The 12,010-nt window shown below is 65.2% G+C and carries 11 protein-coding genes; 3 read left to right on the top strand and 8 right to left on the bottom strand.

Annotated features, from left to right (window positions below; translation table 11 throughout):
• Positions 1 to 306 precede the first annotated feature (306 nt).
• Both mutL and M2267_RS03835 read left to right on the top strand, forming a co-directional pair.
• Positions 307 to 2,124 (top strand): DNA mismatch repair endonuclease MutL, encoded by a 1,818-nt coding sequence (mutL, locus tag M2267_RS03840; protein WP_429112605.1) that lies wholly within the window; start codon positions 307 to 309, stop codon positions 2,122 to 2,124.
• Positions 2,125 to 2,214: 90 nt separating this feature from the next.
• Positions 2,215 to 2,448: a DUF2093 domain-containing protein gene (locus tag M2267_RS03835; protein WP_053250845.1), complete on the top strand. Its 234-nt coding sequence runs from the start codon at positions 2,215 to 2,217 to the stop codon at positions 2,446 to 2,448.
• Positions 2,449 to 2,489: 41 nt separating this feature from the next.
• Here the strand turns inward: M2267_RS03835 and lpxK are convergent, their stop codons facing one another.
• From lpxK to M2267_RS03805, 6 genes are all read right to left on the bottom strand, one after another.
• The gene (gene lpxK, locus M2267_RS03830) at positions 2,490 to 3,530 is read right to left on the bottom strand and encodes a tetraacyldisaccharide 4'-kinase (protein WP_429112602.1); all 1,041 of its coding nucleotides are present in this window, start codon (positions 3,528 to 3,530) and stop codon (positions 2,490 to 2,492) included.
• Between the two features lie 214 nt (positions 3,531 to 3,744).
• Positions 3,745 to 4,449, bottom strand: a complete 705-nt coding sequence (locus M2267_RS03825) for an HAD family hydrolase (protein WP_043620978.1) — start codon at positions 4,447 to 4,449, stop codon at positions 3,745 to 3,747.
• Positions 4,450 to 4,473: 24 nt separating this feature from the next.
• The gene (gene waaA / locus M2267_RS03820) at positions 4,474 to 5,787 is read right to left on the bottom strand and encodes a lipid IV(A) 3-deoxy-D-manno-octulosonic acid transferase (protein WP_043620982.1); all 1,314 of its coding nucleotides are present in this window, start codon (positions 5,785 to 5,787) and stop codon (positions 4,474 to 4,476) included.
• A 91-nt stretch (positions 5,788 to 5,878) separates the two neighbouring features.
• Complete coding sequence (locus M2267_RS03815) at positions 5,879 to 6,115, bottom strand: DUF4170 domain-containing protein (RefSeq protein WP_043620984.1); 237 nt, start codon at positions 6,113 to 6,115, stop codon at positions 5,879 to 5,881.
• A gap of 60 nt (positions 6,116 to 6,175) precedes the next feature.
• Positions 6,176 to 6,991, bottom strand: coding sequence for a 3'(2'),5'-bisphosphate nucleotidase CysQ (locus M2267_RS03810; protein ID WP_429112598.1), 816 nt, complete (start codon positions 6,989 to 6,991; stop codon positions 6,176 to 6,178).
• A gap of 84 nt (positions 6,992 to 7,075) precedes the next feature.
• Positions 7,076 to 8,422 (bottom strand): TldD/PmbA family protein, encoded by a 1,347-nt coding sequence (locus tag M2267_RS03805; protein WP_429112596.1) that lies wholly within the window; start codon positions 8,420 to 8,422, stop codon positions 7,076 to 7,078.
• 148 nt (positions 8,423 to 8,570) lie between these two features.
• On the opposite strand from M2267_RS03805, the gene M2267_RS03800 reads away from it, so the two are divergent.
• Positions 8,571 to 10,406: a monovalent cation:proton antiporter-2 (CPA2) family protein gene (locus M2267_RS03800; RefSeq protein WP_429112594.1), complete on the top strand. Its 1,836-nt coding sequence runs from the start codon at positions 8,571 to 8,573 to the stop codon at positions 10,404 to 10,406.
• A gap of 72 nt (positions 10,407 to 10,478) precedes the next feature.
• Here M2267_RS03800 and M2267_RS03795 read toward each other — a convergent pair whose 3' ends face one another.
• Together M2267_RS03795 and rsmD are read right to left on the bottom strand one after the other, a co-directional pair.
• A complete protein-coding gene (locus M2267_RS03795; RefSeq protein ID WP_429112593.1) occupies positions 10,479 to 11,360 on the bottom strand; it encodes a patatin-like phospholipase family protein in 882 nt (293 codons plus the stop codon).
• A gap of 83 nt (positions 11,361 to 11,443) precedes the next feature.
• A complete protein-coding gene (gene rsmD, locus M2267_RS03790; RefSeq protein ID WP_429112591.1) occupies positions 11,444 to 12,004 on the bottom strand; it encodes a 16S rRNA (guanine(966)-N(2))-methyltransferase RsmD in 561 nt (186 codons plus the stop codon).
• Between the last annotated feature and the right edge of the window lie 6 nt (positions 12,005 to 12,010).

Raw genomic sequence — 12,010 nt, 5'->3', positions numbered from 1 at the left:
CCACAACGGCCTGCCGCGTCTTTGCAAGGACGCGCGGCGCTGCAACGGCGGTTTCATTTCGGGACATGCTGGGGTGGCCTTGGCAGGCGTCTCTTCGAGCGGCGGGAGTGCGGCGTCCAGCTACGCCGCAAGGCTCAAAAGACAAAACCCGTGATCATTCAGGTTGTTGTGGAAAATCGCAGCAGAGTGTTAAGGGCCGATTAAACCCTCGCTCATTTTTCAAGGGTAACCGCACCAGATGCTCGTGACCGGGGACGAGATATCGTTACCCCTTCCGTTTCCATGGCGAATCCCGGAAAATGGGGCATGGCCATCAAGCAGCTTTCAGAAACCCTCATCAACCAGATCGCCGCCGGCGAGGTGATCGAACGCCCCGCCAGCGCCGCCAAGGAGCTGATCGAGAATGCGCTCGACGCCGGCGCGACCCGCATCGAGATCGCAACCGCCGGCGGCGGCAAGACGCTGCTGCGGGTCACCGACAACGGCTCGGGCATGGCCCCTGGCGACCTCGAACTTGCGGTTCGAAGGCACTGCACATCGAAGCTCGACGACAGCCTCTTCGACATCCGCACCCTCGGCTTTCGCGGCGAGGCCCTGCCTTCGATCGGCTCGGTCGCCCGGCTGTCGATCACGACGCGCACGGCCGGCGCCAGCGAAGGCGCGGTCATTGCGGTTACCGGCGGCAAAACCGAGGCGGTCCGCCCGTCGCCCGCCAATACCGGCACCGTCGTCGAAGTGCGCGATCTCTTCTTCGCCACCCCGGCCCGACTGAAGTTCATGAAGACCGAGAAGGCGGAAGCAGCGGCCATTTCGGAAGTGGTGCGTCGCATGGCGATCGCGTTTCCGGCGGTCCGTTTCGTGCTCTCCGGCAGCGACCGCTCGACACTCGAATTCCCGGCAACCGGCGACGACCGGCTGGCGCGCATGGCGCAGGTGCTCGGCAAGGATTTCCGCGACAACGCGATCGAGATCGATGCAGCGCGGGAAGATGTGGAACTGACCGGCTTTGCCGGCGTGCCGACCTACAATCGCGGCAACTCGCTGCAGCAATATGTCTTCGTCAACGGCCGCCCGGTGCAGGACAAGTTGCTGCTGTCGGCGATCCGTGCCGCCTATTCCGAGACGATCCCGAGCGGACGCTATCCGGTCGCCGTGCTGTCGATCACGCTCGACCCGGCGCTCGTCGACGTCAACGTGCATCCGGCAAAGTCCGACGTGCGCTTCCGCGACCCCGGCCTTATCCGCGGACTGATCATCGGTGCGATCCGCCAGGCGCTGACACGCGACGGCGACCGCGCCGCAACGACGGGCGCCCGCGGCATGATGCAGGCGTTCCGCTCCGGTGATTATCGTCCGCAGCCCTGGAGCGCCGAGACGTCGCCTTCCCGGCCGACACAATTTGACTCCATGCTGCGCCATCTCGGCGAGCAGCCGCAGGCGAGCTTTGCGGCGTTTTCCGCCCCATCGGCGCGTGTTGCCACCCCGTTCGAGCGGGACATGCCCGTGCCGGCGCCGGAGGTCCAGCAACCGCCGCAGCCGCAGTCCTTCCCGCTCGGCGCCGTGCGCGCCCAGTTGCACGAAAACTACATCGTCGCCCAGACCAATGACGGCCTCGTCATCGTCGACCAGCATGCCGCCCACGAGCGGCTGGTGTTCGAAGCCATGCGTACGGCACTGCATTCGCGGCCGGTCGCCGCCCAGGCGCTGCTGATCCCGGAGATCGTCGATCTGCCCGAAGACGACTGCGACCGCTTGATGACCCATGCGGAGGAGTTCTCCCGCCTGGGCCTTGCGATCGAGCGCTTCGGCCCGGGCGCGATCGCGGTGCGCGAAACGCCGGCCATGCTCGGCGAAATGGATGCCGTCGGTCTCGTGCGCCAACTCGCCGACGAGCTTGCCGAATGGGATACGGCAAGCGGGCTGACAAACCGGCTCGAATATCTCGCCGCGACCATGGCCTGCCACGGATCGGTGCGCTCGGGCCGGCGCATGCGCACCGAGGAGATGAACGCGCTCTTGAGGCAAATGGAGGCGACGCCCGGCTCCGGCCAGTGCAACCACGGCCGCCCCACCTATATCGAACTCAAGCTCTCGGATATCGAACGGCTGTTCGGCCGGAGCTGATCTTCCCGTCCGGCGAAATGCGACTGGCATTTTTCCGGGCGGCGAGCTAGACCAGAGAACCCATAACGAAGACGGAAACAGGCGCCGAGCATGATGAACCGGTTTGAAGGAAGCGCTTCGCGCGAAGCGAAGATCCGTTATCTCGACGGCGACTTTCAGATCGTGCTTGCGGGCTCGCACGTGATCTGCGCGATGACCGGCAAGACCATCCCCGTCGATGAGCTGCGTTACTGGAGCGTCGCCCGGCAGGAGCCCTATGTCGACGCGGAAGCCTCGCTCGAAGCGGAAAAGCGCGCAGGCGCGCTGCCCAACCAACGCCGCTAACCAAGCTCGAGCGCCGGCACACCAAAGCCCGAAAGGCGCCGTTACTTAGCCGCGCCTTCGCGCAGCTTGCGGGCACGCGCCGCGGCAAGCGCCGTCTCGATGATCTTTTTTGGAGCCATCGGATCGTCGAAGCGTACGTCGATCTCGATCACCCTGCTCGCTGCGGCAAGCTCCGCGGCGCGGCCGTGGCCGGGCTCCAGGCGCACCAGGTCCTTGGCGGTGGTGACGAGCTGGCATCCGAGCGCTGCAGCGCGGTCGAGCAGATCGGCGATCTCGTCCTCGGAAAAATGGTGATGGTCGGGAAAACTGCGGGTTTCCTCGATGACGGCGCCCGTCTCCCGGACGGTGCGATAGAACTTCTCCGGATCGGCAATGCCCGCCCAGGCAAGCACCTTGACGCCATTCAGCGATCCGTCGTCGTGCCTTATGACCTCGGCTTCATAGATCTGCTTGCCGGCGCGGGCGGCGCGACGGATCAGGGCGTCGGCTTCGGTGCCGTCGCCGATCTTGAGCAGGGCCGTGGCGTGGCGGAGCTGGTTCGACAGCGGCGCGCGCACCGGACCGGCCGGGACCAGATAGCCGTTGCCGATGCCGCGGCGGGAATCGATCACCAGAAGCGCGAAGTCGAAGGCCAGCCGCGCGCTCTGGAAACCGTCGTCCATGATGATGATGTCGACACCTTCCTTCACCAGCCGCCGAGCCCCATCGACGCGACGGCGGCAGACGACCGTCAAGGCTTCCTTCGCCAGAAGCAACGGTTCGTCGCCAACATCGCGGGCGCGGTGATGTTCCAGATCGACGACGGTCGTCACGTCGAGCGAGCCGCCATAACCGCGGCTCAAGAACCCGGGCTTCAGGCCCTTCTCGCGGATGACGCGGGCAAGCGCGATGGAGGTCGGCGTCTTGCCGGCGCCGCCGACGGTGAAGTTGCCGATGCAGATGACCGGGACCGGCACCGAGGCGCGCTGCGCGCGGTCCATGCGCATGCCGGCAATCCGTCCGTAAACCCATGAGAACGGCCACAACGCGCGCGCACGCCAATCCGCCTTGGTCCACCAGAATGGCGGCGCTTCCGATACCATCTTCGTTCCGTGGCCTCCCGGCCGCTCAGGTCCTTCCTTGTCCGGGAGGGACGGTTTGTTCGCCGGTCGAAACCGGCGGATTGCGACAAAAAACGTCAGAACGGGAAAAAACGCAAGCTATGGAGACCGATGCAGCCACGGCAGAGGCGCTGAACCAGACCGATCGCGGTGCGCAACCGAAGGCAATCGCGGCAAGCCGGTGCCGCAACCCGATCTAGAGGACAGCTTCGAGTTCGGTGATGTCGGCGAGGCAATGGTCCGAGGCCGCCGCAAGCGACTGGCGCGAGCCCGTGCCCGTGAGGACCGCGACCGTCATGCCGACGCCGGCGCTGCGGCCCATATGCATGTCGTGATTGTTGTCGCCGACCACGACCACCTGCTGCGGCTCAAGGCCGGTCGCAGCACAAAAGCCAAGCACCATGCCCGGCTCGGGCTTGACGCCGTAACCGCTGTCGTAGCCCGCCACATAGTGCAGGTAGTTCTCGAAGCCGAAGCGCTTTGCGGTTTCGCGGATCGAGCGCTCGTTGTCGCTGGAGGCGACACCAAGGCGGTAGCCCTTGGCATGCAGCCCGGCGAAGAAAGCACCGAGATCGGTCACAGGCACCGCATATTCCGCCGAGCGCGCAAACAGGCCGTCAAGCAGGGTCGTCAGTTCGGCAATCGTGAAGGGCGCGCCCGCGCCGACGAAGCCGGTCGCGATCTCGACCGTGTTGCCGGCGGCCAACAGGCTGTCGGGCAGCACGTGGCCGGTGTCAGCATCCATGCCGCCGGCTGCAAGCAGCGTGCGGGCCAGGGCCTCGTCACCCTTTGCCGCGATCCGCGCCAGTTCGTAGTTCACCGGCACCCAGCTCTTTGCGTAGTCGAGCAGAGTTCCATCCTTGTCGAACAGGATGCCAGCGATGGCTTTGGCTGCGGTCATGACGAGGCTTCGTCTCCTGCTGGATCAGTTGTCGGTCGGCGGGTTGAGGCGCGCCTTGACGACGAGCGGATTGATATAGGGCTCGAGCCCCTTCATCGTCGCCGACAGGGCACCGCGCATCTCTTGCACGGTTTCAAGGCCGGCATCGATCATCGAGCGACGCATGTCGTCGTTGGCGAGCAGATAGTTGACGCCCTTGGCCAGCATCTCGACATCGCGCACGATCTTGGCGCTGCCGTTCTTGGCCAGCGTCTGGTAGGTCTCGCGAAAGTTCTGGACGTTGCCGCCCGAAAGGATCGCGCAGCCAAGCATCGCCGGCTCCAGCGGGTTCTGGCCGCCTTCGGCAAACAGCGAACGGCCGACGAAGGCAACCTCGGTCAGGCGAAGATAGAGGCCCATTTCGCCGATCGTATCGCCAAGGAAGATATCGACGTCCGGCGTCAGCGGATCGCGGCGCGTGCGCCGGGCGACCTTCAGCCCCTTGGCCGTCAGCGCCGCCTCGATGGCGTCGCTGCGATCGGGATGGCGCGGGACGATGATCGTCAGAAGGCCGGTTCGCTCCTTGAGCGCGCGGTGCACGACGCCGGCGGCGGCCTCTTCGCCGTCGAAGGTCGAGATCGCCGCCCAGGTCTTGCGGGCGCCGATCTGCTGGCGATACTCCTTCAGCGCCTGCGGATCGTGCGGCGGCGCGTCGGTATCGACCTTGAGGTTGCCCGACACCATCACCGGCAGCGCGCCGAGCGTGCGGAAGCGCTCCGCGTCGACGTCGGACTGGGCAATGACGAGCGCAAGGTTCTCGAACAGCGCGTCGGCTAGCGCCGGCCGGCGCTTCCAGCGCGCAAAGGTCCGGTCGGACATGCGCCCGTTCACCAGAACCTGCGGGATATGGCGACGGCCGAGTTCCAGGATGGTCATCGGCCAGATTTCGGATTCGGCGATGATCGCCAGATCCGGCTCCCAATAGTTCAGGAACCGGCTGACGGCCGGCTTGAAATCGAGCGGGACATACTGGTGGATGACCGTCGACCCCAGGCGTTCGGCAACGACCCGCGCCGAGGTCATCGTCCCGGTCGTCAAGACGACGTGGATGCCGCGCCGCCTGATTTCCTTGATCATCGGGATGACGGCGTTGGTCTCACCGACGCTTGCCGCGTGGAACCACACCAGAGGACCCTGCGGCCGCGGTTCGCTGGCATGGCCGTAGCGCTCGCGGCGACGCGCCGGATCCTCCTTGCCCTTCGCGGCGCGAACGGCAAGGTAGGACCAGACGAGGGGATAGATGGCCGAGCCGATCCAGCGGTAGCTGGAGAGCGCCAGGCGCGCGCGAAAGCTGCTCATGTCAGGTCACCTTCCCCGGCCGTTCCGGCCCGGAGAGATTTAAGGGCGACTGGCATGCGGGTAAACACCGCGCATCCCGACCTCATCGGCATCAGCCGTTTTCCGGGTCGAGCAGACGGTGCATGTGGACGATGAAGTAACGCATGTGCGCGTTGTCGACGGTCATCTGCGCCTTGGATTTCCAGGCAGTCAGGGCGCTGTCGTAGTCCGGGTAGATGCCGACGATATCGAGCTTGTCCAGGTCGCGGAAATGCACGTCAGTCAGCGTGGTGAGTTCGCCGCCGAAGACGAGATGCAGACGTTGTTTTTTCTCGGTGTCGTGAGCCATCGGACTTCCATTTATTCTTGTTGGGTGTGGGCGTTGATTTGAGGCATTCGGCCTCAAAGGTCAATGGGGCTCCATGGACCGCGATGCGGCGATCAGGTCCGGCAAGAGCGGCTTTGCCGCCGCGCAGAGAACCCCGTGAACGACAGTGGATCGATTGTAGAAAAGCGCCCGCCCGTCGAGATCGACCAGCGCGCCGCCGGTGCTCGCTAGAATGAGGTCGGCCGCAGCCAGGTCCCAGTCGTGGGCGTTCTTCTTGACCAGCGTACCGTCGATCCGCCCGTCGGCAACCATGGCCAGCCGATAGGCAAGCGACGGCACATGCGGGATACGGGTAACGGCGCTGCGATAGGGCGCCGGAAGCTTGTCGATCGTGTCTTCGGCAGCCGCCAGATGCAGCGTTTCCCCGGGCCTTGCCTCACGCACCGAGATTTGCGCACCGTTCTTCAGCGCGCGGCCGCCTGCGACCGCCTCGAAGAGTTCATCGAGCGCCGGAGCATAGAGCACGCCAGCAACGGGCTGGCCACGATGCACGACGGCGACGCTGACACACCAGAGCTCCTTGCCGGCGATGAAGGCGCGTGTGCCATCGATCGGATCGACGACGAAGACGGTTTCGCGCGACAGACGGCTGAGATCGTCGTCCGTCTCTTCCGAGAGCCAGCCGTAATCGGGCCGGGCCGCAAGCAGGCGCGTCTTCAATACATCGTTTGCGGCGAGATCCGCCTCGCTGACCGGCGAGCGGCCCTCGTTCTTCCAGCGGACGTCGGGCGCCTTGCGGAAGTAGCCGAGCGCGGTTTCGCCGGCGACGACCGCGGCGGCGCGGATCACGTCGAGATCCGGCTTCCAGTCCGCGCCCGATGGTGCAGTGTCAGACATTCAAAACCCCGTCAGCCCGCCTCTCCCTTGTCCGGAAGGCGGGATCGGCGCGGGCTCCCCGCGCCTGCTTTTCCTGCGGCCTTGTCAGAGGCCGGCGAGCGTCATGCCCTCGATGGCGAGCGTTGGTGCCGCGACGCCGAACTTGCGGTCGATGTCGTCTGCCGGCGTCAGCGCCATGAACATGTCCTTGAGATTGGACGCAATCGTGACTTCCGAGACAGCAAAGGTCAGCTCGCCGTTCTCGATCCAGAAGCCGGAGGCGCCGCGGCTGTATTCGCCGGTCACCATGTTGACGCCCTGGCCGATCAGCTCGGTGACGTAGAAGCCGGAACCGACGCTGCGGATGAGATCGTCCCGTGAGATCGATCCCGGTTCGAGCGCCAGATTGGTCGAGGACGGATTGACGGTCGGACCGCCGCGCACGCCGCGGCCGTTGGTCTGAAGCCCGAGCTCGAGCGCTGCCGAGGTGGACAGGAACCAGTGGTTCAGCACGCCATCCTCGACCATCGCCAGCTTTTCGCCGCTGACCCCTTCGCCGTCGAACGGACGCGACGAGGAGCCGCGCACGATCAGCGGGTCGTCCGTCACCGAAAGACCCGATTTCAGGATCTGCTTGCCCATCATGTCGCGCAGGAAACTCGTCTTGCGGGCAACAGCCGCGCCATTGATGGCGCCGGCCAGGTGGCCGACGAAGCCACGGGCCATGCGCGGATCGAAGACGACGGAGACATTCTTGGCGGTCGGCACCTGGCGCGGGTTGATGCGGGCGACCGCACGCTCGCCGGCAAGGCGACCGATCTCGTCGGCGTCACGCAGGTCGGCAAAGAACAGGCGGCTGTCATAGTCGTAGTCGCGCTCCATCTTGGTGCCCTCGCCGGCAATCGCGCTGACGGAGCGGCCGAAGCGGGTGGCCATGTAGGAGCCGGAAAAGCCATGCGAGGTGACGAGTACGAGCCCACCCATGCCGGCCGAGGCGCCGCCACCGCTGGAATTGGTAACGCCGGAGACCGCAAGTGCGGCCTCTTCGGCCGCAAGCGCCGCTTCGGTCAGCGTTTCGGTCGAAACCGCCGTGGCGTCGAAGAGGTCGAGGTCCGGATAGGACTTCGCCAGCCGGTCGGCGTCCGCCAGCGAGGCAAAGGGATCTTCTGGCGAAGCCTTGGCCATGGCCACCGCGCGCTCGGCGAGCAGCTTCAGGTCAAAGCCCGGATTGGCCGAAACGCTGGCGACACGCCGTCCGACAAAGACGCGGAGCGAGAAGTCGTCGCTTTCGGAGGCTTCCGTCGCTTCGACCTTGCCGAGGCGGACGGAGACGGAGCGGGAGCGTCCGCGCACCACCACCGCGTCCGCCGCATCGGCGCCGGCCTTGCGAGCGAGGTCCACGAGTTCGGATGCGCGTTTTTCGAGGTCGGCAGAATCGATCGTGTCTGACATGGTGTGGCCTTTCATTCCTGCCCCATTTATTGTGCGGCGAAGCAGGCATCAAGGGCATCGGCCCGATTCCCGCTCAAACACCGCAAAATGAAGCGCTCTCGAAAGCTCCGCTTGGGAGCCGGGTTCATCAACAGTGAAAGCCTGAGGCATGGCAACGACACCGATCATCTACTCCCAGGCCCTGATGCTGCTCGGTGGTGCAGTGATCGCCGCTCCCATCTTCAAGCGGCTCGGACTCGGCACGATCCTCGGCTATCTCTCGGCCGGCATTCTGATCGGACCCGTCGCCCAGAGCATTACCGAAGGCGAGCAGATCCTGCACGTTTCGGAACTCGGCGTCGTCTTCCTGCTCTTCATCATCGGGCTCGAACTGAAGCCTTCGCGCCTCTGGCAAATGCGGCGGGATATCTTCGGCCTCGGCACGGCGCAGGTGCTGCTGACAGGCATCCTGCTTTCCTACGCCATCTATGCGCTCGGGCTCCTCGAACATGGTGGCAGCATCATCGCCGGCTTCGGCCTGTCGCTGTCGTCGACCGCCTTTGCGATGCAGATCCTCGACGAGAACAACGACCGCAACACGCGTTACGGGCAGAGGGCTTTTTCGATCCTCCTGCTTCAGGACCTGGCGATCGTGCCGCTGCTGGCGCTCATCCCGCTGATGGCCTTGCAGGCACCCGAGGACACGACGCCGCCGCTCGAAGACTTCGCGATCGCCACCACCGCGATCGTTGTGCTCTTTGCCGCCGGTCGTTACCTGGTCAATCCGCTGTTCCAGGTCATCGCCCGCACCGGCGCGCGCGACGTCATGATCGCCGCGGCACTGCTCATCGTCATGGGCGCGGCGACTATGATGCAGCTCGCCGGGTTGTCCATGGCCATGGGCGCCTTCCTCGCCGGCGTGCTTTTGGCGGAATCCTCCTATCGCCACGAGCTCGAGGCCGATATCGAGCCCTTTCGTGGTATCCTGCAGGCGCTCTTCTTCATGGCTGTCGGCCTGTCGCTCCAACTCGGTGTCATCGTCGAGCGCTATCAGCTGATCATCATTGCCGTGCCGCTGCTCATGGCTTTGAAGAGCCTGGTGCTTTACTGGCTCTGCCGACTGACTGGATCGCACCACAATGACGCGGTGCGCATCAGCTTGCTTCTGCCGCAGGGTGGTGAATTCGGGTTCGTTCTGTTCACGGCTGCGGCAACAGCCGGCGTCTTCTCCGATGGTGACGCCTCGCTGCTGGTCGCGATCGTGACCCTGTCGATGGCGCTGACACCGCTTGCCTCCATGCTCGCGCCGAAATTGATGCGCGAGCAGGACGAGATGGACGAAGAGATTGAAGAAGACTTCGATGGCGCCAACGCCGATGTGCTGATGATCGGCTTCTCCCGCTTCGGCCAGATCGCCGCCCAGATCCTGCTTGCCGGCGGTCGCGATGTGACGATCATCGATCATTCCGCCGCACGCGTCCGCCAGGCCGCGACGTTCGGCTTCCGGATCTATTTCGGCGACGGCAACCGTCTCGACGTGCTGCGCGCCGCCGGTATCGAACGGGCCAAGATCGTCGCCGTCTGCACCCAGAAGAAGGAAACGACCGACCACATCATCGATCTCGTGCAATCCGAATATCCGAATGCACGCATCTACGCCCGCTCCTACGATCGTCTGCACACGCTGGAACTGCGCGCCAAGGGTGTCGACTACGAGCTGCGCGAGACCTTCGAGTCCGGCCTGCTCTTCGGCCGCAAGACACTGGAGGCACTGGGGGTCGGCGACGATGAGGCGATCGCGATCATGGACGACATCCGCAAGCGCGACGAGGCTCGGCTGGTGCTGCAGGAGGCCGAGGGCATCACTGCCGGCCGCGATATGCTGCACTCGCGACCTGTTCGTCCGGAGCCGCTGGTCAAGCCGAAGCGCGAGGTGGACCATTCGCAAGAGACCGGCGAACGGATCCTCCCGGGCCTTCCCGCCGACGAGCGCGAAAGCGCCTGACCGCACATGCGGCGACGGCGCGCGCCGTCATTGCCGCCAAGGTTCAGGCGCCAGGGTTCCGGCGCCAGGATTTCAGGTGAGCCTTGGCGCGGGCATCCGCTCTTCGAGTGCGCGCTTCAGTTCGTCCTTGATCGCAGCCGTTGCGTTCAGCACGTCCTGGGCGCGCAGGAAATCCATCACGCGGTAGCGGCCGACATCGGGGCGCAGCAGGATGTCCGGTGCTCCCTCTTTCAGCTTCATGGCGATGATCGACTGCATCATCAGCTGGCTTGCCCCGAACAGGCTGTCGATCCGGCTCGGGATCGCCTTGCCGTCGCCATCCGGCCCGCCGACGACATCGACCGCAATGACGATATCGGCAAGGCCGCGCAGGTGATCGAAGGGAATGGGATTGTAGATGCCGCCGTCGATCATGACTCGCCCGTCGATCCGGACCGGCGTGAAGATCGCCGGCAGCGCCGCGGACGCAGCCAGCGCCTTGCGGAGGTCGCCCTTGTCGCAGATCTTCTCCGTCTGGCCGTAGTAATCGGTAGCGACCACCTTCAGCGGGATTTCGAGGTCGGAGAATTTTTGCGGGATGGCCTCGGGCAGGAAGGCCTTGAGCACCCGCTCGACATTGAACTGGCCGAAGCGGAAGCCGCTCGCCATGGCTTCGGAAAGGCTCGACGGCCGCAATTGCCACAGGCGGTTGACCACTTCGCGCCGGTGGCCGACGGTCGAGAGCGTATGGGCCCGGATCTCTTCGCCGCGCAAGCCCGCTGCCATGCCGGCGCCCATGATCGCGCCGATCGACGAGCCCGCGATCGCGACCGGCCGAATGCCGAGTTCATCCAGCGCCTCGATGACATGGATATGCGCAAGACCGCGGGCGCCGCCACCGCCGAGCGCCAGCGCCACGGTGGGCCGTGCCGGGGCTTCCGCCGCTCCATGCGTCATCGAAAGATCCTGCTTCATCGGCATGCCTCCGCGCTGGGCGGGTTGAGAAAATGGCGTCGTCCGGCTGAGCCTACCCCGGCAACTCAACCGAAATTACGGCATCAGGCTCCGCGAAACCGATAGAAATGCATGCGGGTGTCGCCGAACACCCTGACGTCAAGGTTCTCGAAGACAGCGACCGGCGCCGGCTGGACATCCGCCCGCTCCTCAAGGATCACCAGCGCTCCGGGCACCAGCCAGTTGCCGACGGCAGCCGACTCCAACGCCTTTTCGCCCAGTCCCTTGGCATAGGGCGGGTCGGCGAAGACGAGATGAAACGGCTCCATCGTACCGACACCACCGAGACTGGTCGCATCGCGCCGGAAGACCTTCGCCCGCCCCTGTAGCGCGAGCGTCTCGATATTGGTCTGCAGCAGGCCCCTGCCCTCGACGCTCTGTTCGACGAACAGCGCCTGCCGACACCCGCGCGACAGCGCCTCGATGCCGACCGCGCCGGTGCCGGCAAAGAGGTCGAGCGCACGAGTGCCGTCGAGCGCTTCCGGATAGGAATGGCTCAGGATGTTGAAGAGGCTTTCGCGAGTCCGGTCCGTGGTCGGCCGGATATCGTTGGACTTGGGGGTCGCCAGGCTGCGACCCCGAAACTCTCCACCGACGATCCGCACGGCCGC

Origin of the sequence: Ensifer sp. KUDG1 (assembly GCF_050434285.1) — a bacterium.
Lineage (GTDB): Bacteria > Pseudomonadota > Alphaproteobacteria > Rhizobiales > Rhizobiaceae > Ensifer.
This window is presented reverse-complemented; position numbering and strand designations above follow the sequence as displayed.

What these genes read in the sequence shown, in the direction of transcription:
- lpxK (WP_429112602.1), bottom strand. Translation starts at nt 3,530, where the DNA reads ATGGTATCGGAAGCGCCGCCATTCTGGTGGACCAAGGCGGATTGGCGT.
- M2267_RS03815 (WP_043620984.1), bottom strand. Translation starts at nt 6,115, where the DNA reads ATGGCTCACGACACCGAGAAAAAACAACGTCTGCATCTCGTCTTCGGC.
- M2267_RS03795 (WP_429112593.1), bottom strand. Translation starts at nt 11,360, where the DNA reads ATGAAGCAGGATCTTTCGATGACGCATGGAGCGGCGGAAGCCCCGGCA.
- M2267_RS03800 (WP_429112594.1), top strand. Translation starts at nt 8,571, where the DNA reads ATGGCAACGACACCGATCATCTACTCCCAGGCCCTGATGCTGCTCGGT.
- M2267_RS03835 (WP_053250845.1), top strand. Translation starts at nt 2,215, where the DNA reads ATGATGAACCGGTTTGAAGGAAGCGCTTCGCGCGAAGCGAAGATCCGT.
- mutL (WP_429112605.1), top strand. Translation starts at nt 307, where the DNA reads ATGGCCATCAAGCAGCTTTCAGAAACCCTCATCAACCAGATCGCCGCC.
- waaA (WP_043620982.1), bottom strand. Translation starts at nt 5,787, where the DNA reads ATGAGCAGCTTTCGCGCGCGCCTGGCGCTCTCCAGCTACCGCTGGATC.
- M2267_RS03810 (WP_429112598.1), bottom strand. Translation starts at nt 6,991, where the DNA reads ATGTCTGACACTGCACCATCGGGCGCGGACTGGAAGCCGGATCTCGAC.
- M2267_RS03825 (WP_043620978.1), bottom strand. Translation starts at nt 4,449, where the DNA reads ATGACCGCAGCCAAAGCCATCGCTGGCATCCTGTTCGACAAGGATGGA.
- M2267_RS03805 (WP_429112596.1), bottom strand. Translation starts at nt 8,422, where the DNA reads ATGTCAGACACGATCGATTCTGCCGACCTCGAAAAACGCGCATCCGAA.